The organism is Rhizobium sp. Root483D2 (genome assembly GCF_001426685.1).
GTDB classification, from domain to species: domain Bacteria; phylum Pseudomonadota; class Alphaproteobacteria; order Rhizobiales; family Rhizobiaceae; genus Pararhizobium; species Pararhizobium qamdonense.
In genome coordinates this window covers 73,486-96,028 of the sequence record NZ_LMFB01000012.1, presented here as the reverse complement: position 1 = coordinate 96,028, position 22,543 = coordinate 73,486, and the positions used below count along the sequence as shown (strand labels likewise).

The 22,543-nt window shown below is 60.6% G+C and carries 22 protein-coding genes and 1 pseudogene; 12 read left to right on the top strand and 11 right to left on the bottom strand.

Going from position 1 to position 22,543, the window contains the following annotated elements; translation table 11 throughout:
* Positions 1-5: 5 nt before the first annotated feature.
* Positions 6-365: a nuclear transport factor 2 family protein gene (locus ASD32_RS09925; RefSeq protein WP_060637873.1), complete on the bottom strand. Its 360-nt coding sequence runs from the start codon at positions 363-365 to the stop codon at positions 6-8.
* 131 nt (positions 366-496) lie between these two features.
* Between ASD32_RS09925 and ASD32_RS09920 the strand changes: the two genes are divergently transcribed.
* Positions 497-1,114 carry a hypothetical protein gene (locus tag ASD32_RS09920; RefSeq protein WP_060637872.1) on the top strand — a complete coding sequence of 206 codons (618 nt, stop codon included), beginning with the start codon at positions 497-499 and terminating at the stop codon, positions 1,112-1,114.
* On the opposite strand, the gene ASD32_RS09915 is transcribed toward ASD32_RS09920, so the two are convergent.
* Both ASD32_RS09915 and ASD32_RS09910 read right to left on the bottom strand, forming a co-directional pair.
* Positions 1,111-1,554 carry a GNAT family N-acetyltransferase gene (locus ASD32_RS09915; RefSeq protein ID WP_060637871.1) on the bottom strand — a complete coding sequence of 148 codons (444 nt, stop codon included), beginning with the start codon at positions 1,552-1,554 and terminating at the stop codon, positions 1,111-1,113. The genes ASD32_RS09920 and ASD32_RS09915 overlap by 4 nt on opposite strands.
* 21 nt (positions 1,555-1,575) lie before the next feature.
* Entirely contained in the window at positions 1,576-2,526 is a 951-nt protein-coding gene (locus ASD32_RS09910; protein WP_060637870.1) for an aldo/keto reductase, read from the bottom strand.
* A 173-nt stretch (positions 2,527-2,699) separates the two neighbouring features.
* Here ASD32_RS09910 and ASD32_RS09905 point away from each other — a divergent pair, with 173 nt between their 5' ends.
* From ASD32_RS09905 to ASD32_RS09885, 5 genes are all read left to right on the top strand, one after another.
* Entirely contained in the window at positions 2,700-3,686 is a 987-nt protein-coding gene (locus tag ASD32_RS09905; protein ID WP_060637869.1) for a Gfo/Idh/MocA family oxidoreductase, read from the top strand.
* Positions 3,687-3,831: 145 nt separating this feature from the next.
* Positions 3,832-5,424 carry an exodeoxyribonuclease VII large subunit gene (xseA, locus tag ASD32_RS09900; protein WP_060637868.1) on the top strand — a complete coding sequence of 531 codons (1,593 nt, stop codon included), beginning with the start codon at positions 3,832-3,834 and terminating at the stop codon, positions 5,422-5,424.
* 1 nt (position 5,425) lies between these two features.
* Positions 5,426-6,016 (top strand): NAD(P)H-dependent oxidoreductase, encoded by a 591-nt coding sequence (locus ASD32_RS09895; protein WP_060637867.1) that lies wholly within the window; start codon positions 5,426-5,428, stop codon positions 6,014-6,016.
* Positions 6,017-6,101: 85 nt separating this feature from the next.
* Entirely contained in the window at positions 6,102-6,452 is a 351-nt protein-coding gene (locus ASD32_RS09890; protein ID WP_060637866.1) for a MarR family winged helix-turn-helix transcriptional regulator, read from the top strand.
* A 6-nt stretch (positions 6,453-6,458) separates the two neighbouring features.
* Positions 6,459-7,313 carry an NlpC/P60 family protein gene (locus tag ASD32_RS09885; RefSeq protein WP_060637865.1) on the top strand — a complete coding sequence of 285 codons (855 nt, stop codon included), beginning with the start codon at positions 6,459-6,461 and terminating at the stop codon, positions 7,311-7,313.
* Here the strand turns inward: ASD32_RS09885 and ASD32_RS09880 are convergent, their stop codons facing one another.
* The 7 genes from ASD32_RS09880 to ASD32_RS09850 form a co-directional block, all read right to left on the bottom strand.
* Positions 7,314-8,273 carry a glyoxylate/hydroxypyruvate reductase A gene (locus ASD32_RS09880; RefSeq protein ID WP_060637864.1) on the bottom strand — a complete coding sequence of 320 codons (960 nt, stop codon included), beginning with the start codon at positions 8,271-8,273 and terminating at the stop codon, positions 7,314-7,316. It lies immediately after the preceding gene.
* A gap of 10 nt (positions 8,274-8,283) precedes the next feature.
* The gene (locus tag ASD32_RS09875; protein ID WP_060637863.1) at positions 8,284-9,912 is read right to left on the bottom strand and encodes an ABC transporter ATP-binding protein; all 1,629 of its coding nucleotides are present in this window, start codon (positions 9,910-9,912) and stop codon (positions 8,284-8,286) included.
* Positions 9,912-10,409, bottom strand: a complete 498-nt coding sequence (locus ASD32_RS09870) for a PIN domain-containing protein (protein WP_060637862.1) — start codon at positions 10,407-10,409, stop codon at positions 9,912-9,914. Before ASD32_RS09870 ends, ASD32_RS09875 begins: the two co-directional genes overlap by 1 nt.
* A complete protein-coding gene (locus ASD32_RS09865) occupies positions 10,409-10,708 on the bottom strand; it encodes a hypothetical protein (RefSeq protein ID WP_156383134.1) in 300 nt (99 codons plus the stop codon). Before ASD32_RS09865 ends, ASD32_RS09870 begins: the two co-directional genes overlap by 1 nt.
* A gap of 64 nt (positions 10,709-10,772) precedes the next feature.
* Positions 10,773-11,927, bottom strand: a complete 1,155-nt coding sequence (locus tag ASD32_RS09860) for an ABC transporter permease (RefSeq protein ID WP_060637860.1) — start codon at positions 11,925-11,927, stop codon at positions 10,773-10,775.
* Positions 11,927-13,015, bottom strand: a complete 1,089-nt coding sequence (locus tag ASD32_RS09855; RefSeq protein WP_060637859.1) for a microcin C ABC transporter permease YejB — start codon at positions 13,013-13,015, stop codon at positions 11,927-11,929. The genes ASD32_RS09860 and ASD32_RS09855 overlap by 1 nt, the downstream gene beginning before the upstream one ends.
* 246 nt (positions 13,016-13,261) lie before the next feature.
* Positions 13,262-15,031, bottom strand: a complete 1,770-nt coding sequence (locus ASD32_RS09850; RefSeq protein WP_244490149.1) for an extracellular solute-binding protein — start codon at positions 15,029-15,031, stop codon at positions 13,262-13,264.
* 319 nt (positions 15,032-15,350) lie between these two features.
* On the opposite strand from ASD32_RS09850, the gene mepA reads away from it, so the two are divergent.
* From mepA to ASD32_RS09820, 6 genes and pseudogenes are all read left to right on the top strand, one after another.
* Entirely contained in the window at positions 15,351-16,382 is a 1,032-nt protein-coding gene (mepA, locus tag ASD32_RS09845; RefSeq protein WP_162252662.1) for a penicillin-insensitive murein endopeptidase, read from the top strand.
* 130 nt (positions 16,383-16,512) lie between these two features.
* Positions 16,513-16,892 (top strand): annotated as a pseudogene (locus ASD32_RS09840) (methylglyoxal synthase).
* A gap of 48 nt (positions 16,893-16,940) precedes the next feature.
* Positions 16,941-17,966, top strand: coding sequence for a glucokinase (locus ASD32_RS09835; protein WP_060637857.1), 1,026 nt, complete (start codon positions 16,941-16,943; stop codon positions 17,964-17,966).
* Between the two features lie 101 nt (positions 17,967-18,067).
* Entirely contained in the window at positions 18,068-19,879 is a 1,812-nt protein-coding gene (locus tag ASD32_RS09830) for an ABC transporter ATP-binding protein (RefSeq protein WP_060637856.1), read from the top strand.
* Between the two features lie 14 nt (positions 19,880-19,893).
* Positions 19,894-20,712 (top strand): 4-hydroxy-tetrahydrodipicolinate reductase, encoded by an 819-nt coding sequence (gene dapB / locus ASD32_RS09825; protein WP_060637855.1) that lies wholly within the window; start codon positions 19,894-19,896, stop codon positions 20,710-20,712.
* 27 nt (positions 20,713-20,739) lie between these two features.
* Complete coding sequence (locus tag ASD32_RS09820) at positions 20,740-21,375, top strand: 2,3-bisphosphoglycerate-dependent phosphoglycerate mutase (RefSeq protein ID WP_060637854.1); 636 nt, start codon at positions 20,740-20,742, stop codon at positions 21,373-21,375.
* Between the two features lie 52 nt (positions 21,376-21,427).
* Here ASD32_RS09820 and ASD32_RS09815 read toward each other — a convergent pair whose 3' ends face one another.
* A complete protein-coding gene (locus ASD32_RS09815) occupies positions 21,428-22,300 on the bottom strand; it encodes a bifunctional helix-turn-helix domain-containing protein/methylated-DNA--[protein]-cysteine S-methyltransferase (protein ID WP_060637853.1) in 873 nt (290 codons plus the stop codon).
* Between the last annotated feature and the right edge of the window lie 243 nt (positions 22,301-22,543).

Sequence of the window (22,543 nt, the reverse complement as noted above, 5' to 3'; positions counted from 1 at the left end):
AAATCCTACCGGTGCAGATGATAAAGCTTGTTGACGATCACCCAGCGGCCGTCGATCTTCAGGAGCGACAGGTAATCGGTGAACCGCATACCGGCGAATTCGTCGGTGACCTTGACGAAGGCGGCGTCGCCTTCGATGTCGGTGATCTCGATATCCATCAGCGGCTGGGTTCCGGGAGGGGCCGGCGGTTCGGCCAAAATGGCGGCGATGAAATCGTCACGGGACATCCATTCGACGGCACCTTCGTAATGACCGATGATCTTGGCATCCGGATGGAAAGCCTTGCGCAGCGCCGCTTCGTTGCAAAACGCCATGCCATCGACATAGAGGTGAACGACCGCGCCTATTGCCTGCTCGTCGGACATGTTTCTCTCCCTTGCTGACCATACAATCCTATCACGATGGCGCGGTCGAATGAAGGCAATCCGGCGCGCCGGAAACGGGTGGCTCGCTGGTTCGCTCCGGCATAGTCTTCGCTAAAACCGAGGAGCAACGGATGAAAAAACCGGGATCAATGAAAGCACTGGAGGATCTGGGACGGGCGCAGCTGTCTGAGAATTTCTTCCTGCGCGACTTCCTGCATTCGGAAATCGCCGATTTCTACGGCATGCCGAATATTCCCGACGATCCGGATCTGGCGATCGCCGCTGGAACAAAACTCTGCGAGGAGCTGCTGGAACCGCTGCAGCGGACATTCGGGCGGCTGCATATCCGCTCCGGCTACCGGTCTCGTTCGGTCAACGCATTCGGCAACCGCAACAGGCTCAACTGCTCGACCAATGCCGCGACGGCTGCCGACCATATCTGGGATATGCGCGATGCCGATGGCTGCATGGGGGCGACGGCCTGCATCGTCGTACCCTGGGTCTGGGACCGGCGCGCGACAATCAGCGGCTGGCAGCCGCTCGCCTGGTGGATCCATGACCACCTGCCCTATGCCTCGCTCTGCTTTTTCCCGAAACTCTGGGCCTTCAACATCCAGTGGCATGAGCGCCCTGTCCGGCGCATCCGCAGCTATGTCGCGCCGGCCGGGCTTCTGACCAAGGCGGGCATGGACAACCATTCCGGCGATCATTCCGCATTCTACGCGGGCTTCCCTAACCTCAGAGCTTAAAAGCTCATCCGGTAGCGCACATGGCCGTCAGCCTCGACATATTGGTCGTAGAGTTTGCGCGCCGTCTCGTTGCCCTCGTCGGTATGCCAATACAGACGCGCCCAGCCGTTGGATCTCGCCTTGGTGACGAGGTCATCGAGCAGGGCCTTGCCGATTCCTTGTCCGCGTGCCGCCTCATCCAGGAACAGATCCTCCAGATAACAGACCGGCTCCTTCACCCAGGTTGCCTCATGCAGGAGGCAGATGGCAAAGCCGACCACCTGGCCATCCAGGACCGCCACCCGCATGAACAAGGGCGTTGCCGGATCGATGATCCGCGCCCAGGTGGTGGACGTTACGTCCTGCGACACGGCAACCCGGTAGAAGGCGACATAGCCTGCCCAGAGCCTGCGCCAATCGGCTTCGTCACCTGGCGCTGCGTCGCGTATTTCTATCGCCATTGTCCGCCCCTCCCGTTGCGTTTATTCGCTGGCTTCGTTGAGCAGCCGGATGGCTTCGTCCGAAAGAGTGATCGAGGCTGATTTCACCAGGCTTTCCAGCTGTTTCAGGCTGGTGGCGCTGGCGATGGGCGCGGTCACGCCCTTGCGCGCCATGATCCAGGCGAGGGCAATTTCCGCCTGGGTATTGCCGGTATCGGCAGCCACTTCGTCGAGTGCGCCCAAGATGCGCATGCCGCGTCCGTCGAGATATTTACCGACGCCACCGCCGCGTTGTGAACTCTCAAGATCCTTGTGCGAGCGGTACTTGCCCGACAGAAAGCCGCTCGCGAGCGCGTAATAGCTGATGACGCCGATCTCTTCGGCGATGCAGAGATTGCGCAGCGGCCCGTCGAAGGAAGCCCGGTCATAGAGATTGTATTCCGGCTGCAGCACATCGTAGCGCGGCAGGTTTTGACTGGCCGAAACATCGAGCGCTGCGCGCAATTGCCCGGCATTCAGATTGGAAGCGCCGCAATGGCGGATCTTGCCCTGCTGCAGGAGCTTGTCATAGGCGCCCAGCGTTTCCTCGTACGGTGTCTCGTCATCCGGCCAATGGGAGAGATAGACATCGATATGATCGGTCTGCAAGCGCCGGAGCGAATCCTCGACCGCCTGCGTGATCCACGTGGCCGACAGGCCCTTTTTGCCCGGCCCCAATTCGGATCCGACCTTGGTGATAATAACCGCCTCGTCCCGGGCGCGGCCGGACTGCTTCAGCCATTTGCCGATGATCACTTCAGATTCGCCGCCCGTGTTGCCGGGAACCCAAGAGGAATAGACATCGGCTGTGTCAATGGCATTGAAGCCCGCCTCGAAAAAGGCGTCGAGCAACTGGAAGGAGGTTTTTTCATCGGCGGTCCAGCCAAAGACATTGCCGCCGAAAACCAGCGGCGCGATCGGCAGGCCGGTTCGGCCAAGGGTTTGCTTTTGCATGAGGTCGCTCCAGATTGTTTGGGGTCATCGCTTGGGAGGCGTGAAGCCTGCACCAAGGACATAGGCGGGGTACAGCGCTTTTACATGCCAGGCGGCAATTTTATTCCCGCCTGGATAGCTTGATAGGCACGTACCTCGCAGATACTGTGCCGCCAAAACGGAGAGGACACACCATGTTGCGTTTCGGTATTCTGTCGACGGCCAAGATCGGCCGCGAACTCGTTGTTCCCGCCATTCAGGACGCTGAAAACTGCGTCGTGACGGCGATTTCCAGCCGCGATCTTTCCAGGGCCCGCGAGATGGCCGACCGCTTTTCGGTGCCGCACGCCTTCGGCTCCTATGAAGAGATGCTCGCATCCGATGTGATCGACGCCGTCTATATTCCGCTGCCGACCTCGCAGCATATTGAATGGACCATCAAGGCCGCCAATGCCGGAAAGCATGTGCTGTGCGAAAAGCCGATGGCGCTCAAGGCATCGGAAATCGATGCCGTGATCGAGGCGCGCGATCGCAACAAGGTTCTGATTTCCGAAGCCTTCATGGTCACCTATAGCCCCGTCTGGCACAAGGTGCGCTCGCTTCTTAATGAAGGTGCGATCGGCACGCTCAAGCATGTGCAAGGCGCCTTCACCTATTACAACCGCGACGCCGGCAATATGCGCAACAAGCCAGAACTTGGCGGTGGCGGATTGCCGGATATCGGCGTCTATCCGACGATCTCCACCCGTTTCGTCACCGGCAAGGAACCGCTGCGGGTGCAGGCGAACACCGATCGCGATCCGGAATTCGGCACCGATATCTTTTCGAGCGTGCGGGCCGATTTCGGCGATTTCGAACTGAGCTTCTATATCTCGACCCAGTTGGCCGCCCGCCAAGTCATGGTGTTCCATGGCGACAAGGGGTTTATCGAGGTGAAATCCCCGTTCAACGCCGACCGTTACGGCGCCGAGGAACTGGAACTCACCAACCAGAACCATTCGCAATCCCAGCTTTTCCGCTTCCAGGATGCGCGCCAGTACAAGCTGGAGGCCGAAGCCTTTTCGCGCGCTGCGAAGGGCGAAAGCCAGGAAATCGTGACGCTGGAAAGCTCTGTTAACAATCAGAAACTGATCGACGCCATCTACCGGGCGAGCGAGAAGGATGGCTGGGAACCTTTCTGATCCGCTTCCAACGGAAACCTGCCGGTAAAAGCCCGGCGGGTTTCGGGCACTCCAAGACAGATGTGGAGCACCGCCATGCGCAAAGGTCTGTTGAGCACAAGGCGCAAGGCTGGCTATCTTACACTAGGCGCGGCAAAATAAGCGGATGAGCTCGTTCTTCGAATCCGATTCGCCCTCCAATCTCGCCGAGTATTCGGTCTCCGAACTGTCCGGCTCCATCAAGCGCACGGTCGAGCAGGCCTTTGACCAGGTGCGGGTACGCGGCGAGATTTCCGGCTATCGCGGCCCACATTCCTCCGGCCACGCCTATTTTGCCTTGAAGGACGACAAGGCGCGCATCGACGCTGTCATCTGGAAGGGCACGATGAGCCGGCTGAAGTTCCGGCCCGAAGAGGGCATGGAGGTGATCGCCACCGGCAAGGTAACGACGTTCCCCGGCTCCTCCAAATACCAGATCGTCATCGAAACGCTGGAACCGGCAGGGGCCGGCGCGCTGATGGCGCTGATCGAGGAGCGCAAGCGCAAGCTGGGCGCCGAAGGATTGTTCGATGCCGCGCGCAAGCGGCCGCTGCCCTACATGCCAAAAGTCATCGGCGTCATTACCTCGCCCACCGGCGCGGTCATTCGCGATATTCTGCACCGCATCTCCGACCGTTTTCCCGTCCATGTCATCGTCTGGCCGGTCCGCGTGCAGGGCGAAGGGTCGGGCAACGAGGTGGCGGCGGCGATCGAGGGTTTCAATAGCTTTTCCAGCGGCGGCCTGATTGCGCGGCCCGACCTTTTGATCGTCGCGCGCGGCGGCGGCAGCCTGGAGGATCTCTGGAGCTTCAACGACGAAGCGGTGGTGCGGGCGGCGGCGAATTCGCAGATACCGCTGATTTCGGCCGTCGGCCACGAGACCGACTGGACGCTGATCGACTATGCCAGCGACCAGCGCGCGCCGACGCCGACGGGCGCTGCGGAAATGGCCGTGCCGGTGAAGGCCGATCTGGAAGCCGCCGTTTCGGCGCTGTCGGCCCGCCTGAAATCGGCTGTCGGGCGGCAGATGGATAATCGCCGCCAAAGCGTGCGCGCACTGACACGGGCGCTTCCCTCGCTCGACCAATTGCTGGCTCTGCCACGCCGCCGTTTCGACGAGGCCTCTGCGGGGCTCGGCCGCGGGCTGCAGATGAATACCGCCAACAAAAGGCGAAGCTTCGAGCGAACCGCCGCGCATCTGCGACCCGACATGCTCTCGACGCGGATCAATGAGCGGCGCCAGAAACTCGGAGAGCGGATGATCCGCGCCGAGCGCATCATCGAGCGCCTGCTGCAACGCTCCGCCTCGCGGATATCCTCGGCCGATGCCGCCTTGCGCACCCTGCCTGGCCGTTTGCTGAGCCAGATTCACCGGTCACAGGATCGCCTGAGCGGTCTTTCCGGCCGGGCCGACAGCGCGCTTCTGGCCGACCTGCGCCGCCGGCGCAGCACTGTCACGGCGCATGACCGCATCCTGCAATCCTTGTCCTACCGCAACGTGCTGAAGCGCGGCTATGCACTGGTGCGCGACGAGATGGGAGCGCCGGTGAAGGGTGCTGCTGCCCTGTCTCTCAACCAGACGATCGCCATCGAGTTTGCCGATGGCTCGATCAACGCCGTAACGACCGAGGGCAGCGCGACGCCGCCAGCACAGACGGCAAAGAAACGCGCCGAAAAGCCGCCAGCCGCAGCGCCGCCCAAACAGGGCAGCCTGTTCTAGGATGCATATTCTCCTCGTTCTCGCTCATCCGCTGAGTGACAGCTTTGCCGCAGGCGTTGCTGCCACCGCGAAGGCGGCATTGGAGAAGGGCGGCCATAGCGTCGATCTGCTCGATCTCTACAAGGAAGGTTTCGATCCGCGTCTGCTGGAAGACGAGCGGCGCGGCTATTTCGACACGCCCTATGACACCACGGCGGTGGATGGCATCGTTGCGCGGCTGCGCGCTGCCGATGGGCTGATCCTCGTCTTTCCGCAATGGTGGTTCAACTTTCCGGCAATCCTCAAGGGCTTCTTCGACCGGGTGTTTGCGCCGGGCGTTGCCTTCGACCACGAGCAATCCGGCGGCCGCATCCTTCCACGGCTGACGAATATCAAGCTGTTCTGGGCATTCACGACCACGGGATCGCCCTGGTGGGTCGTCAAGCTCTACATGGGTAACCCGGTGCGCCGCCTTTTGAAACGCGGGATCGCGGCCTTCTGCGCCAAGGATGTCAAATTCCGGATGATCTCGATGCACGACATGGACCGCGCAACACCGGCAAAACGCGCCGCGCATTTGCAAAGGATCGAAAAGGCCATCGCGCGGATCTAAGGGCCTTGTCACACGCCCTCAAGAAGAAACGCTTCCGTAACGGTCTCATCGCTAAAATAGGGGCTGATGCAACCAGGGACGTCCTATGCCGGTGGAATTGACAGCTTCGCAGGCTTTGAACCTCTGGCACAGTGTCTCGCTGCAACAGGTCCGGGTCGATAACCGCGACCTGACGCTCCGGCAGATCTCCATTCTCCTGCACATCTACCTCGTTCCGCCGCCGCATACGGTGCGTGGTCTCGCTGGAATTCTCGGCGTGACCAAGCCGGTGATTACCCGCGCGCTGGATACGATGGGCGATCTGGGCCTTGTCACCCGCAGCCGCGACGAGCGCGACAGACGCAATGTGATCATCAAGCGCACGGTCGATGGTGCGCTTTATCTTGAAAAACTTGGCGACCTGATCATTGATCAGGGACGCAAACTGTCTATCTGAGACCCCATGCTCGATCTTCCAGACCGCCGGCTGAACGCCTATCGCACCGACCTTGCCGAAGAACGCCTGCGCGGCGTCGTCGAGGCGCCCAATTATGTCAGCGGCACTGCGGGGATCATCTGCGTTCCCGTCGTCCAGATGCGGGCACGTCCCGAACTGGAATGCGGCACGGATACGGAACTTCTGCTCGGCGAAACCGTGCGCGTCCTCGATACCGGCGCGGGCTGGGCCTGGGTGAAGGCGGATTTCGACGATTATGTCGGCTATATCCCCGATTATGCGGTGTCCCCTGTCGTGCGCAGCCTGACCCATATCGTCACCGCACCGCGCACCTTCATCTATTCCGGGCCGGACCTCAAATTCCCGACTGTGCAGGCGCTGTCCATGGGAAACCGGATCGCCGTCATCGACGAGCGCGAGACGCGTGGCACACGATACTTCCTGATGGAAGGCGGACAGGCGGTGATTGCCAATCATTGCGCCGAGGCTGGCCAGCCGCTTTCCGGCGATTATGTCGCCATCGCCGAGCGGTTTCTCGAAACCCCCTATCTCTGGGGCGGGCGCTCGGGCTTCGGCATCGACTGCTCGGGCCTCGTGCAGCTCTCGATGATGATGACCGGCCGCAGCGTGCCGCGCGATACCGATATGCAGGCGAACGGACTCGGCACGCCGATCGACCGCAACGAACTGAACCGCGGCGACCTGGTGTTCTGGAAGGGACATGTGGCGATCATGGAAGACGAAAATACGCTTCTGCACGCCAATGGCCACACGATGAGCGTCTCGCACGAGGGGCTGGAGGAATCGATCCAGCGGATCGGCTGGCTTTACAACAAACCCACCGGTTTCCGCCGCCCCTGATCAATAGCCGGCTTTGCGATCCACCAGATGTTCCAGCGGCAAACCGTTTTCGAAACGGTCCATCTGCTGTTCGGCATGGACAAACAGCGCCTTGACGTCTGAAGACGCCGCCACATGCGGCGTGACATAGACATTGTCCATATCCCAGAACGGGCTGCCGCTGTCCAACGGCTCCTCTTCGAACACATCAAGCGAGGCGCCGCCGAGCGCGCTGGATTGCAGCGCCGCGATGATATCGGCACTCACCTGGCTGCCACCGCGCCCGCCATTGATCAGGACCGGGGCACCGAAGGGGCCGTTGCGGCTGAGCTTTGCAATCAGGTCGGCGTTGAGGATGCTTTGCGTCTCCGCCGTTAATGGCAAGAGGCTGACAAGAAAATCGGTCCGGCCCAGAAACGCATCCAATTCGCCACCGGCGAAGGTCTCGACACCATCGATCGTCTTTTTCGAGCGCGACCAGCCGATCGTCCGGAAGCCCATCACGCCGAGCTTGCGGATGGAATCCTGGCCGAGAACGCCGAGCCCCATGACGCCGACGGTCACATCGGCCGCCTCCGGCTGGCTCAAGTCTTCCCAGACATGCGCCTTTGCCCGTGCCTCATAGGCACGGTGCTGGCGCAGGTGCATCAGGCAGTTCATGACCACCCATTCGCTCATCCGCGTCGTCAGGCTGCGATCGACGAAGCGCACCAGGGGCACATCCGGTAAGCCAGGAAGTGTCAGGACATGATCGACGCCGGCACCTCCGGAAAACACCACCTTCAAATCCGGCGCGCGGGAAAACAGGGCCGGGTCCGATTTCCAGACGACGGCATAATCGATGCCGGAGAGATCACGGCCCTTATGGGCGGGGTCGGCGAGATTGATGACCTCCCGTCCGGGAAACGCCCCTTTCAGGCCGTCTTCCACTTCGCGCGGAATGAACTTCAGGTCGATGATGACAGGGCTTTTGGCAGGCATGAAAACAGTCTCATTGGCGGACGGCGGGCAGATCGACCGCTTCCATATTGAAGGCGGCAGCCATCAGCGCCTTGGTATAATCTTCCTGCGGCGCCGTGAAGATGCGTTCGGACGGTCCCTGCTCGACGACCTTGCCCAGCCGCATGACGATCATGTCATTGGCAAGGGCGCGTACGACTTTCAGGTCATGGCTGATGAAGAGATAGGCGAGCGAATGCTTCGCCTGCAGATCGCGCAGGAGATCGACCACCTGCGCCTGCACGCTCATATCCAGAGCCGAAGTCGGCTCGTCGAGCATGACGAATTGCGGCTTCAGTACCATGGCGCGGGCGATGGCAATGCGCTGGCGCTGGCCACCCGAGAATTCGTGCGGATAGCGCCAGCGGGTCGAGGCATCGAGGCCGACCTCCTCAAGAGCGCCCGCTACGCGCGCATCGCGCTGCTTTTCCGACAGGCCCGGCTCGTGCACTTTGAGGCCCTCGGCGATGATATCGCTGACGGCCATGCGAGGGCTGAGAGAGCCGAAGGGATCCTGGAAGACGATCTGCATGCGATTGCGCAACGGGCGCATCTGCGTGAACGAATAGCCGGCTATCTCATTGCCGATAAAGGAAATGCGGCCTTTGGACGAAATGAGCCGCGTCAGCGCCAGTCCAAGCGTCGTCTTGCCGGAACCGGATTCGCCCACGACACCCAGCGTCTGTCCGGCCCGCAGCGTCAGGTCGATGCCATCGACCGCCTTCACATGATCGACGACCTTGCGCAGGAAGCCGGCCTTGATCGGAAACCACACTTTCATGTCTTGCGCCTGCATCACCACCGGCTTCGACGTATCGGAAACCGGCGGCACGCCCTTGGGCTCGGAGGCCAGAAGATGGCGGGTATAGGCGTGTTGCGGATTGGCGAAAATTTCGGCTGTCGGGCCGGTTTCGACGATCTTGCCCTTGGTCATGACGCAGACCCGGTCGGCAATCTTGCGGACGATGCCGAGGTCATGGGTGATGAACAGCATCGACATGCCATGATCGTCCTTGAGCGTCTTCAACAGCTCGAGAATCTGCGCCTGTACGGTCACGTCGAGCGCCGTCGTCGGTTCGTCGGCGATCAGGAGTTCCGGCCGGTTGGCAAGCGCCATGGCGATCATTACCCGCTGGCGCTGGCCGCCGGACAATTCATGCGGATAGGCGGCAAGACGCTTTTCCGGCTCGCGGATACCCACCTGATTGAGCAGTTCGAGCACGCGGGCACGCGCGGCAGCACCGGTAATGCCCTGGTGCAGATCGAGAATTTCGGCAATCTGCCGCTCAATTGAATGTAGCGGATTGAGCGAGGTCATCGGCTCCTGGAAGATCATCGTGATGTCGTTGCCGCGCACCTGGCGCAGTTCCGCATCAGACGCCGTCATCAGGTCCTTGCCGTTGAACAGAATTTCGCCGCCCGGATGGCTCGCAGCCGGATAGGGCAGAAGTTTCAGGATCGAATTGGCCGAGACAGATTTTCCCGAGCCGGATTCGCCCACCAGCGCCACCACTTCGCCGCGCTTGATATCAAAGGAAACGCTGTCCACCGCCGTCGATGTCTTGCCGCCCTGATGAAAGGCGACCGAGAGATTGCGCACGGAAAGAAGTGTGTCTGTCATCAGGTCAGGCTTTTCAGGAGAGAGGTTAGGGTCGAGTCGTCCAGCCGGATGGTTTGGAGCGAGGGGGCGTCGGTCACGATTCCATATCGCGGATGCTGCAGCCTATATTCCCCGTTTATTCCGCGATCTTCGGTCAATATATGCGAGCAGTTCGTGCCAATGGCTGTACTGAGATGAATGGCATCGGGCAATTTCAGGCTTCGATATTGCGATCGCAAGACTGCCGCATAACGAAGTGTCGGTTGTGCAACGGGGACGACTTCAAGCCAGCTGTTGGTCAGGATCAAGCTTTCATATGTATCGATCAAACTGTCGTCATTATCCCGATACGGGACGACCAAAAGCTCGGAAAGCGTAAGCTCGCTCGTAACAAACCTTGTCTGCGAAGACTGACGCGTGAAGAACAGTTGAGCCAAACGATCACTGAGTTCATCCCGACGCTCGAAAGCCACGATAAAGATATTCGTATCGAGATAAATTCTGCTGATATCATGCATCAATCGTCCCACTCATCTCGCAAAACCCGAACGCGGGCTACGGCTTCTTCGGAACTGACCGATGGTCTGTCTTGCGCCTTTATGCGTTTGATAGCAGCAAGCGTATCTTCAATGCTCAAGGGTTGCCGCACGATGGACGGAAGCTTCTGGAACCCAGGAAAACTGCGCGCCTCCTGTGTCTGAGCTTGCTTTGGTTCTTCTTCAATCACGATGCGGACCGTTGCGCCCTTGTCCAGCCCTTCCCGAAGATCAGCAGGAAGTTTTGATGCGGGATAATGTTCGAACATCAGCTTATTCATGCGCGCCATCCCCATGATACGGTGAAACTCACGATAGCTTGAATGGTGGCAAGTTGCGAGATGTTCACCGGAACGTCTTCCTCGGGTCAAAGGCATCGCGGGCGGCTTCGCCGATGAAGATCAGCAGCGACAGCATCACCGACATCACGACGAAGGCGGTGAGGCCGAGCCAGGGGGCCTGCAGGTTGGACTTGCCCTGACTGATCAGTTCGCCGAGCGAGGCCGAGCCCGGCGGCATGCCGAAGCCGAGGAAATCGAGCGATGTCAATGTCGTGATCGAGCCGGAGAGAATGAACGGCAGGAAGGTCAGCGTTGCCACCATGGCATTGGGCAGAAGATGGCGGAACATGATCGTCCGGTTGTTGACGCCGAGTGCGCGGGCGGCGCGCACATATTCGAAATTCCGGGCGCGCAGGAACTCGGCCCGGACGATGCCGACAAATCCGACCCAGGAGAACAGCAGCATGATGCCGAGCAGGATGAAGAAGCCGGGCGGCAGGATCGCGGCGATGATCAGGAGGATGTAAAGCACCGGCATCGACGACCAGATCTCGATGAAGCGCTGCAAGAGAAGATCGGTCCAGCCGCCGAAATAGCCTTGAACAGCTCCGGCCGTAACGCCAACGACAGCGGAGGCGATGGTCAGGCACAGGCCGAAGAGGACTGAAATGCGGAAGCCGTAGATCATCCGCGCGGCAACGTCACGCGCCTGGTCATCGGTACCCAGCCAGTTGAGATTGCCGAGCGTGCAGCCGGGATCGTTCTCGCCCTGCGGATAGCCGGAGCAGCGCTCGGCCTTGTCCATCAGCCAGAAGGGACGGGTGGGCGCGGAATGCGGAATATAGGAATTGGCCGTCTGGTAGGAATAGCGGATCGGCGGCCAGATCATCCAGCCGTTCGCCTTGATTTCATCGGAAATTTCCGGCGCGCCATAGTTGGTGATCGCCAGGAACCCCATGTCGCCGAGGAATTTTTCCTCCGGATATTGCACCAGAGCCGGGACCAGCAGTTCACCCTTGTAGGACACCAGCACCGGGCGGTCATTGGCAATGAATTCGGCACCGAGGCTGAGGCCGAACAGGACAAGAAAGATCCAGAACGACCAGAAGCCGCGGCGGTTGGCCTTGAAATTGTCCCAGCGGCGGCGATTGACCGGCGACAGGCGGCCCGTGCGGCCGGTTATAAGCGTTGAATCGGAAGAGACGATATCGGCAGCCATCACACATCCCTCCTGTCGAAATCGATGCGCGGATCGACCCAGGTATAGACGAGATCCGACAGCAGGCTGACGAACAGGCCCATCAGCGAGAAGATGTACAGCGTTGCAAAGACGATCGGATAATCGCGCTTGACGATGGCGTCATAACCCAGGCGCCCGAGCCCATCGAGCGAGAAGATATATTCCGTCAGCAGCGAGCCGGTGAAAAAGGCGGTGATGAACGCACCGGGGAAACCGGCGATGATGATCAGCATGGCATTGCGGAAGACGTGGCCGTAGAGCACCTGGCGCTCGGTTAGCCCCTTGGCCCGCGCAGTCGTAACGTATTGCTTCTTGATTTCGTCGATGAAGGAATTCTTTGTCAGCAGCGTCGTCGTGGCGAAGGCCGACATCAGCAGCGTGATAAGCGGCAGCGTCATGTGCCAGAAATAATCGAGGATCTTCTGCCACCAGTTCAGCTGCGCGAAATTATCCGAGACGATGCCGCGCAGCGGGAACCAGTCGAAAAACGAGCCGCCAGCAAACAGCACGATCAAAAGGATGCCGAACAGGAAGCCTGGAACCGCATAGCCGACGATGATGATGCCGGATGTCCAGACATCGAATGTAGACCCGTCCGACATGGCTTTCTTGATACCGAGCGGAATGGAAATCGCGTAGGAAAACAACAGGATCCACAGGCCAAGCGAGATCGATACCGGCATCTTCTCAAGGATCAGGTCGATCACCGAGGTGTTGCGGAAGAAGCTCTCGCCGAAATCAAAGCGGATATAGTTCCACATCATCTCGCCGAATCGCTGCAGCGGCGGCTTGTCGAAGCCGAATTGCTTTTCCAGCTTCTTGATGAATTCCGGATCGAGCCCTTGCGCGCCGCGGTAACGCCCGGAGGAATCGTCGCCCATCGACTGGCCGCCGAGATCGCCGCTGCTTCCCGACAGCCGGTCGCCCTGGTTCTGGCCGGTCAGATCGGAAATCACCTGCTCAACAGGTCCGCCAGGCGCAAACTGAATGACGGCAAAGGAAATCGCCATGATCCCGACGATCGTCGGGATCATCAGGAAAAGACGCCGCAGGATATAGGCACCCATCAGCAGCTACCCGCCGGGGCTTGCCGCCGGGCTTTTGATACAGGTGCACATACGGATGCAAAACCGCTCCGCCCTGTTGCTGGAAGCGCTCTCGCACGCCGCGTGGATCTCCAGTCGGTCAAGCCCAACCCTTCCCGTTTTGCCGCCGCGCATCGCTTGCGGACCGGCAGGCCCCGCCGGCAGGCGGCGGGGGTGATTCGTCATGGCTATATGGAACCCAGCCGGCCTTCCGGCGCAACCCCCAGCTCATTTCTCAGCGTTTTTCGACCACCAGACATCGGGAAAGCCCAAGCCGTAATAGGGCAATTCAGCCGGATGGGTCAGGTGGTTCCAATAGGCGATGCGTTGCGCCTTGGAATAGAACAGCGGTACGACATAATGATGGGAAAGAAGGACGCGGTCGAGCGCTCTCGTGGTCGCCACCAGTTCCTCCCGGTTCGGCGCGAAGATGATCTTGCGGATAAGCTCGTCGATTGCCGGATCGGCAATGCCTGCATAGTTCCGCGAGCCCTGCTGATTGACCGAGGCGGAGCCCCAATAGTCGCTCTGCTCGTTGCCCGGCACCAGCGATTGCCCCCAGATGCCGTAGATCATGTCGTAATCGAAGCTGCGGACGCGGTTGGTATATTGCGAAGCGTCCACGGTGCGCATGCGCGCATCAATGCCGATTTTCTTCACGCTGTTGACGAAGGGCGAAACCGTTCGCTCGAAGGATGGATTGGACAGAAGAATCTCGAACCGGAACGGCTCACCGGTCTTCGTGTTGACCAGTTGGCTTCCCTTCAGCTCGTAACCGGCCTCCTTGAACAGCGCGAGTGCGGTGCGCAGGTTTCCGCGCACCTTTTGCGGATCGCCATTGATGGGGTTCGTGTAGGGCGTGGTGAAGACGTCGGCGGGGATCTTGTCCTTCAGCGCTTCCAGGATTTCCTTTTCGCGCCCCTCGGGAAGCCCGGAAGAGGCAAGCTCGGTATTCCAGAAGTAACTGTCGATGCGCTGGAAGGCATTATAGGCAAGCGTGCGGTTCAAGTCCTCGAAATCGAAGGCGTAGTTCAGTGCTTCGCGCACCTTCTGATCCTTGAATTTGTCCCGGCGCAGGTTCGGCACGAAAGCCTGCATGATGCCGGTGGCACGCAGCGGGTTCTCGATCTCCGCGCGAATCACACGGCCATCCTTGGCGGCAGGGAAGTCATAGAACGTTGCCCAATGGCTGGCGCTATTATCCTGGTAATAATCGACATCGCCGGCACGCACACCCTCGAACTCGATCGTCCTGTCGCCAAAGAATGTGTAGGTAATCGTGCCGAAATTGTTCTGGCCAACATTGACGTTGACGTTCTTGCCCCAATAATCGTCACGCAATTCGAAGCGGATTGAACCTCCTGCCTGGAAGGCAGCGATCTTGTAGGGCCCTGAGCCCATGACCAGTTCCAGCGTGGTACGGCTGATATCGCGCTTGTTGCCCTTGGCATCCTGACCTTCCCACCAATGCTTCGGCACGATCGGAAACTGGCCGAGAATGTTGGGAAGCTCGCGGTTGTTCTTCTCGTCGAAGCGGAAGGTGATGTCGCGCTCGCCGGTTTTTTCAGCCGAGACCACATGGCGGTAATAGTTGGAGAGGAGCGGGTTATGCTCTTTCGACATATCGAAGGAGAAGATGACGTCTTCGGGCGTTACCGGCTGCCCGTCCGCCCATTTTGCTTCGGGGCGAAGCCTAAAGGTGGCGGAGGAAAAGTCGTCGGGGTAGGAGACGCTTTCCGCGAGAAGCCCGTAGGAGGCGGTGACCTCGTCTTCGGCAGACTTCAGCAGCGTATCGAAAACCAGTGAAGCGACACCCGCCGGCGCCTCGCCCTTGGAAAGGATCGGGTTGAACGTGTCATAGGTTCCGATTGCGGAAAGTTTCAGTTCGCCGCCCTTCGGCGCATCCGGATTGACGTAATCGAAGCGGATAAAGCCGTCTTTGTATTTCAACTCGCCGATCGTGGTGACGCCGCCGTGCCAGACCGGTTCCTGCGCCATCACTGGTCCGGTTGCCAGGAATAGGGTTGCCGCCAAAGCCAGTGCGCGTCTGAAATTCATGCCAATTCGCCTCTTCCGTTTTTCATTTTTCCGCTACTGGACGACAGAATAGGCAAAATCCGGGCAATTGACAGAAGCTGCCTCAAATCGGGCCTTTTTTTTGGGTCACGGTTGCGTGTGTGCGTAAGTCTGACACAAAGACGGCGTGTCAGTGTCTACCAGGCGAATCGCGGATGGGCACATCCGGACGCGGAACACCATGGATTGATTGGGAAACGGGCGGCAGATGGCAGCGACGAAGACGGCTTATTTCCGGCGGATGGCATCGGTTGCGCTGATAGCGTTGACGGGCCTCAGCCTCGCCGCAGGTGCGGCCGCTTCGGCTGACGATACACCTGCCAAGCAGATCTTTGGCAAGGTGCAGCTTCCGAGCGAGGCGGCGCCAAACCCGATCGGCTTTTATGCCAAGGGCTGCATGGCCGGCGCCGTGGCGATCCCGACCGACGGGCCGACATGGCAGGCGATGCGCCTGTCGCGAAACCGCCGCTGGGGCAATCCGGCGATGATCCAGCTTCTGGAACGGTTTTCCCAGGATGCGGTGCAACTTGGATGGGGATCCGGCATCCTGATCGGCGACATTTCGCAGCCGCGCGGCGGGCCGATGATCACCGGACACGCCTCCCACCAGATCGGGCTCGATGCCGACATCTGGTTTACGCCCAAACCCGCACAGCCTCTGTCCACCCAGGCGCGCGAAGACATGCCTTTTACGTCTATGCTCGACAAGAGCAAGTTCCTGACCGTGAACGCTGCCCGCTGGACGCCGACCCATGCCAGGCTGGTGATGCAGGCGGCGAGCTATCCGCAGGTGGAGCGCGTTTTCGTCAATCCGGCGATCAAGAAGAAACTCTGCGAGACCTGGACCGGCGACCGCGATCTGCTTGGCAAGGTGCGTCCGGTCTATGGCCATGACGAGCATTTCCACATCCGCATGTTCTGCCCGCCGGGCACGCCGAACTGCAAGGCGCAGGCGCCGGTTGCCAGCGGCGATGGCTGCGACAAGTCGCTCGCCTGGTGGTTTACCAAGGAGCCCTGGGCCACGCCGAAGAAAGATCCGAACGCAAAGCCGGTAAAGCCACGCTTCACCACCCTTTCGGACTTGCCGAAAGCCTGCACGGCGCTGCTTTCCGCACCTGCGGCCTCCGAACAGTCAGCTACGTTCGGGAACGCCTATGTGGCGCCGCAGCCGGCGTCCAGCGAAGCCGCAATCCGGCAGGCTATCCACGCAGGCAGCAACGAGCTTCCGGATACGGGCGTTCCTATTCCGTTGGCCCGTCCCGCCCTGCAGTAAGTCCTGCCCTCCAGGGAGCTAAGGCGCCGGCACGTTCGGCGCTTTTCAAGCGGCAAACTGTGCTGTAAAGAAAATCAAATCGATTTAAGTCGAGACTTTCTGCGGTCGGCTTGATGCCGGGAGATCTGTGATGGCCAGCCAGAAATGCGTGGCGCTGATTGCGCACGATCAGAAGAAGGACGACATGGCGGCGTTCGCGCAGGCCAATGAGGCAGTTTTCGCCGGCTGGAAATCGTTGCCACCGGCACCACCGGCGGCCGGGTGCAGGAGGCCTGCCCCAGCCTCAACGTGATCCGGCTGAAGAGCGGTCCGCTGGGCGGCGACCAGCAGATCGGCGCGATGATTGCCACCGGCGACGTACAGATGCTGATCTTCTTCGTCGATCCGCTGACGGCCATGCCGCACGATGTCGATGTGAAGGCGCTGATGCGGCTTGCCACCGTCTACGATATTCCGATGGCGCTGAACCGGGCGACCGCAGAACAGTTGATCGACTTCAACCATCCCTGATACAGCTCTCATCGACCTTCAGTCTGCACGATCATAACGGAACCCTTCATGCCCACGCTCCCAGATACCGATAGCGGCCTCACCTTTCCAATCCTGATCGGCGATATCGGCGGAACCAATGCCCGGTTTGCGCTGCTGATCGACGCCTTTGCCGAGCCGAAGCTGTTTCCGATCATTCCGACGACCAACTATGCCAGCATCGAGGAAGCGCTGCAGACCAGCATTCTCGACAGGACATCCGTGCAGCCGCGATCGGCGATCATCGCGGTGGCAGGCCCGGTCAAGGGCGACGATATTCCGCTGACCAATGCCGGCTGGGTGATCAAGCCGAGGGACATGCTGACGGCCTTGTCGCTGGAAGATGTCATCATCATCAACGATTTCGAGGCGCAGGCGCTGGCGATCGCCGCGATCGGCGAGGAGGGCCGCGAACAGATCGGCCCCGGCTCCGTTCTCGACTCCGCCTCCTGCGCCGTGCTGGGCCCTGGGACCGGCCTTGGCGTTGCGGGACTTGTGCATGCGCAGCACACCTGGTTTCCGGTTCCCGGCGAAGGCGGCCATGTGGATGTCGGTCCGCGCAGCGAGCGCGATTACCAGATCTGGCCTTTCCTCGAGCCAATCGAAGGACGGATTTCCGCCGAGCAGTTGCTCTGCGGCCGTGGGATCACGAACATCTACCGCGCCGTCTGCGAATCAGAGGGCCGCGACCCGGCGCTTGCCGATCCGGCCGATGTGACCACCCATGCACTGGCCGGCACTGACGGACTGGCTGTCGAGACAGTCTCCTTGTTCTCCACCTATCTCGGCCGCGTTGCCGGCGACATGGCGATGATCTTCATGGCGCGTGGCGGCGTTTTTCTGGCCGGCGGCATTTCGCAAAAGATCCTGCCTGCGCTGAAGAAACCGGAGTTCCGGCAGGCCTTTGAAGACAAGGCACCGCATTCGGCGCTGCTCAAGACCATTCCGACTTTCGTGGTCACCCATCCGACCGCAGCGCTTTCCGGCCTTGCCGCCTATGCGCGCACGCCATCGCGCTTTGGTGTTGCAACGGAGGGACGGCGCTGGAGAACTTGAAGCCAGGACAGCGGCTCAGACTCGCCAAACAGGGATCAAGGTACTATAGAGCCCGGTGAAATAAGGCGCCTCAGAGCGCGCCGGGTTTTGAGGAAACCAGCTTGAAGCAAGCCAAGACAAAGCTCCCTGCAGTCGATCGCGAGACCATTACCAGCGTTCTCAAGCGCGTGATCGCCGAAAACGGGCGCGCGCATCTGCGCGGGTATACCATTGCCGTCGCCTGCCTCGTCCTTGTTGCGGGAACCACCGCGTTTACCGCCTGGATCATGGAATCGGTCGTCAACGAAGCCTTTGCCAACAAGCGTGCCGACATCGTTCTTTACATCTGTGGAGCGATCTTTCTCGCCTTCGTCCTGCGCGGCTTTGCCACCTATGGCCAGGCCGTGGCGCTCTCGAAGATCGGTAACAATATCGTCGCCAGCTACCAGCGCCGCCTCTATTCGCACCTGATGGCGCTCAGCGTCGGCTATTTCAGCGATACGCGCTCGGCGCGGATTTCCGCTCAGATCAGCCAGAACGTGTCTGGTATCCGTGACGTGCTGAACATGACGGTGACGTCGCTTGCGCGCGACTTCCTGACATTGGTGGCGTTGATCGGCGTGATGATCAGCAAGGACTGGCTGCTGACGCTGATCGTTTTCGTCGTTGCCCCGCCGCTCCTGATCGGCCTTCGCTACATTTCGCGGCGGCTGCGGCTGGCAACCCGCGAATCCGTCGAGATCAACAGCCATGTGCTTGGCGCCATGCAGGAAACCATCCAGGGCATCACCATCGTCAAGGCGTTCACGATGGAAGAGCAGCTGCGGACCAAGGTCGAGACGATCATCGACCGGGCGGAAAACCGCGCCAACCGCATTGCCCGCCTCAGCGAGCGTACCGCGCCGATGACAGAAACCTTTGCGGGTTTTGCGATCGCCAGCGTTTTGGCTTATGCCGCCTTCCGGTCGATCTATGATGGCATCCAGCCGGGTGCCTTTTTTGCCTTCGTGACCGCGCTGTTAATGGCCTATGACCCGGCCAGGCGCCTGGCACGGTTGCAGGTTTCGCTGGAACGCGCCGTCGTCAACGCCCGGATGATCTACGAAATCCTCGATATGGTGCCGCATCAGCGGGACCTGCCGGATGCTCTGCCCTTAAAGATCACGGCCGCCAAGATCGAGTTCCGGAATGTGCGTTTCTCCTATAATGAGGGCGACGACATCCTCAAGGGTGTCAGCTTCATTGCCGAAGGCGGCAAGACGACGGCGCTGGTCGGGCCATCCGGCGCCGGGAAATCCACCGTCATCAGCCTCATTCCGCGTTTTTACGATCCTTCCGGCGGCGATATCCTGATCGACGGGCAGGATATCGCCCATGTCACCAAGCAATCGCTGCGCAACGGGCTCGCCTATGTTTCGCAGCAGCCTTATCTGTTCGAAGGCTCGATCCGCGACAATATCCGCTATGGCCGCCCGACAGCCACGGATGCGGAAGTCGAGGAAGCCGCGAAACTCGCCTATGCGCATGACTTCATCCGCACGCAGCCGCGCGGATACGATACGCCCGTGGGCGAGAACGGCGTGACCCTGTCCGGCGGCCAGCGCCAGCGGCTTTCGATCGCCCGCGCGCTGGTGCGCAATGCGCCGATCCTGCTTCTCGATGAGGCGACATCGGCGCTCGATACCGAATCGGAAGCCGCCGTGCAGAAGGCGCTCGATCACGCCATGAGCGGGCGCACCGTGGTTGTCATCGCACACCGCCTCTCGACCGTCGTCAATGCCGACAAGATCATCGTCATGAAGGATGGGATCGTGGCGGAAGAAGGCACGCATGAGGCGCTTGCGCAGCGCAGCGACGGCCTTTACGCTCGCCTGCACAACCTGCAGGGCACATCAACTGCGCAACCGGTCGCGGACGCCGAAACACTGATCTGAGGAATGAGACGGGCATGAGCGGGACAGACATGAAGCTGGTGGTGGTCGGAGCCGCAGGACGGATGGGCCAGACCCTGATCCGCACCATCCACGCCATGCCGGGTGCCACCCTGTTTGCCGCCGTCGAACGGCCGGGCTCCGCCTTCATCGGCCGGGACGCCGGCGAGATCGCAGGCCTTGGACCGACCGGCGTCGTTATCACCGGCGAGCCGCTCGAGGCCTTTGTCGAGGCAGAAGGCGTGCTCGACTTTACCGCGCCGGCGTCTTCGGTGGATTTTGCCGGGCTTGCCGCGCAGGCGCGCATCGTCCATGTGATCGGCACGACCGGCTGCTCTGCGGATGACGAGGAAAAATTCAAGGCGGCCGGGCGGCATGCAAGGATCGTCAAATCCGGCAATATGAGCCTCGGCGTCAACCTGCTCGGTGTTTTGACGGAGCAGGCGGCACGCGCGCTCGGACCGGAAAACTGGGATATCGAGATCCTCGAAATGCACCACAAGCACAAGGTGGATGCCCCCTCGGGAACGGCCTTGCTGCTGGGCGAAGCGGCTGCCAAGGGGCGCCAGATCGGCCTTGCCGGTCATTCCGTTCGGGTGCGCGACGGCCATACCGGGGCGCGTGTTGCCGGGACAATCGGCTTTGCCACATTGCGCGGCGGCTCGGTCATCGGCGAACATTCCGTCATCCTCGCCGGCGAAGGCGAGCAGGTGACGCTGTCCCATTCCGCCACCGACCGGGCGATCTTTGCCCGTGGCGCGGTTACCGCCGCACTCTGGGCACGCAACCAGAAACCCGGCTTCTATTCCATGCTCGACGTGCTCGGGCTGTCCTGATCCCTAAAACTCCCCGGAGGAATTTCCATGAGCGGCACCCTCGTCCTTGTGCGTCACGGCCAAAGTGACTGGAACCTGAAGAACCTGTTTACCGGCTGGAAGGACCCTGACCTGACGCCGCTGGGCATCGAGGAAGCCAATGCCGGTGGCAAGGCGCTGGCCGATTACGGCATCAAGTTCGACGTCGCCTTCACCTCGGTTCTGACGCGCGCGCAGCATACGTTGAAGCTCATTCTCGACAATCTCGGCCAGCCCGACCTCGAAACCATCAAGGACCAGGCCCTGAACGAGCGCGACTACGGCGATCTCTCCGGCCTCAACAAGGACGACGCCCGCGCCAAGTGGGGCGAAGAACAGGTGCATATCTGGCGCCGTTCCTATGACGTACCGCCGCCGGGCGGCGAAAGCCTGAAGGACACCGGCGCCCGCGTCTGGCCCTATTACATGACCGACATCCTGCCGCGCGTGCTGGCAGGCGAAAAGGTGCTCGTTGCTGCCCACGGCAATTCGTTGCGCTCGCTGCTGATGGTTCTCGACCGGCTCGACCGCGAACAGATCCTCTCGGTCAACCTCGCGACCGGCGTGCCGATGGTCTACAAGCTGAAGGCCGATTCCACCGTCGCGTCCAAGGAAGTGCTGGGCGACATGTCCGGCGCGCATTGAGCCGGAGTTGATTGCTTCCATCAAAGGGCGGCGCAAACCGCCCTTTTTTTTGTCAGAGCTTGCCCGCTTCCCAGCCAAGCATGGCCCGCTTGCGGGTGAGGCCCCAGTGGTAGCCGGTCAAGGCGCCGCTCTTGCCGAGCGCCCGGTGACAGGGGACGACGAACGAAATCGGGTTGCGGCCGACGGCAGCGCCGACGGCGCGTGAGGCTGTGGGCTGTCCGATATCGCAGGCGATGTCGGAATAGGTGACGGCCTTGCCCATGGGAATTTTCAAGAGCGATTCCCAGACGCGGATCTGAAAATCGGAGCCGATCAGGACGACACGCAAAGGCTCTTCGGCGCTCCATTCCTTCGCGTCGAAAATACGGGCGGCATAGCCTGCGGTCGCTGCGCTATCCTCGATGAACCTGGCATTCGGCCAGCGGCTCGCCATATCCTCGAAACTCGCCTTCTCGTCGCCGGCATCGTTGAAGGCAAGGCCCGCCAATCCGCGATCAGTGACCATCACCAGCGCCACGCCGAACGGGCATGGGTGAAACCCGTAGCGAATGGTCAAGCCGCCACCGCGCAACTTCCATTCGCCCGGCGACATCGCCTCGTGGGTGACGAAGAGATCATGCAGCCGGCTTGGGCCTGAAAGGCCAAGCTCAAAGCTGGTTTCCAGAAGCGGCAATTCCTCCTGGCGCAGCAGGCGCTTGGCATGATCGAGGGTTACGGCCTGCAGGAACGCCTTGGGAGAGAGCCCGGCCCAGCGGGTAAACGTCTTTTGCAACTGCGTCGGCGACTGGCCGAGATCGCTGGCAATGGCGTCGAGAGACGGCTGCTCGCGATAATTCTCGGTCAGCAGTTCGACGACGCGGCTGACGATCTCATAATCGCTGCCTTGCGGCGTGATATCAGTGGGCTTCGAGGTTTTGATATCCATGGTTCTATCTCCTTGGTGCCAGAGATAATCACTCCCAATGGGGGATCGCCACCCGATTCTTGTCCAAGAGCGCTTCATCTTTAAACGGAAGCAATTCTGTTGGCTCAAAACGGCCGTTCCACACGAAGGATGGCGCAGAGCGATGCCGATCCATCGGGCCAGCCATCCGACACAGTGGACGGCCGTTTTCAGCCAACCCAAAGGGCCGGATGAATTTCCGGCAGAATGCTTTCGTTTAAAGAT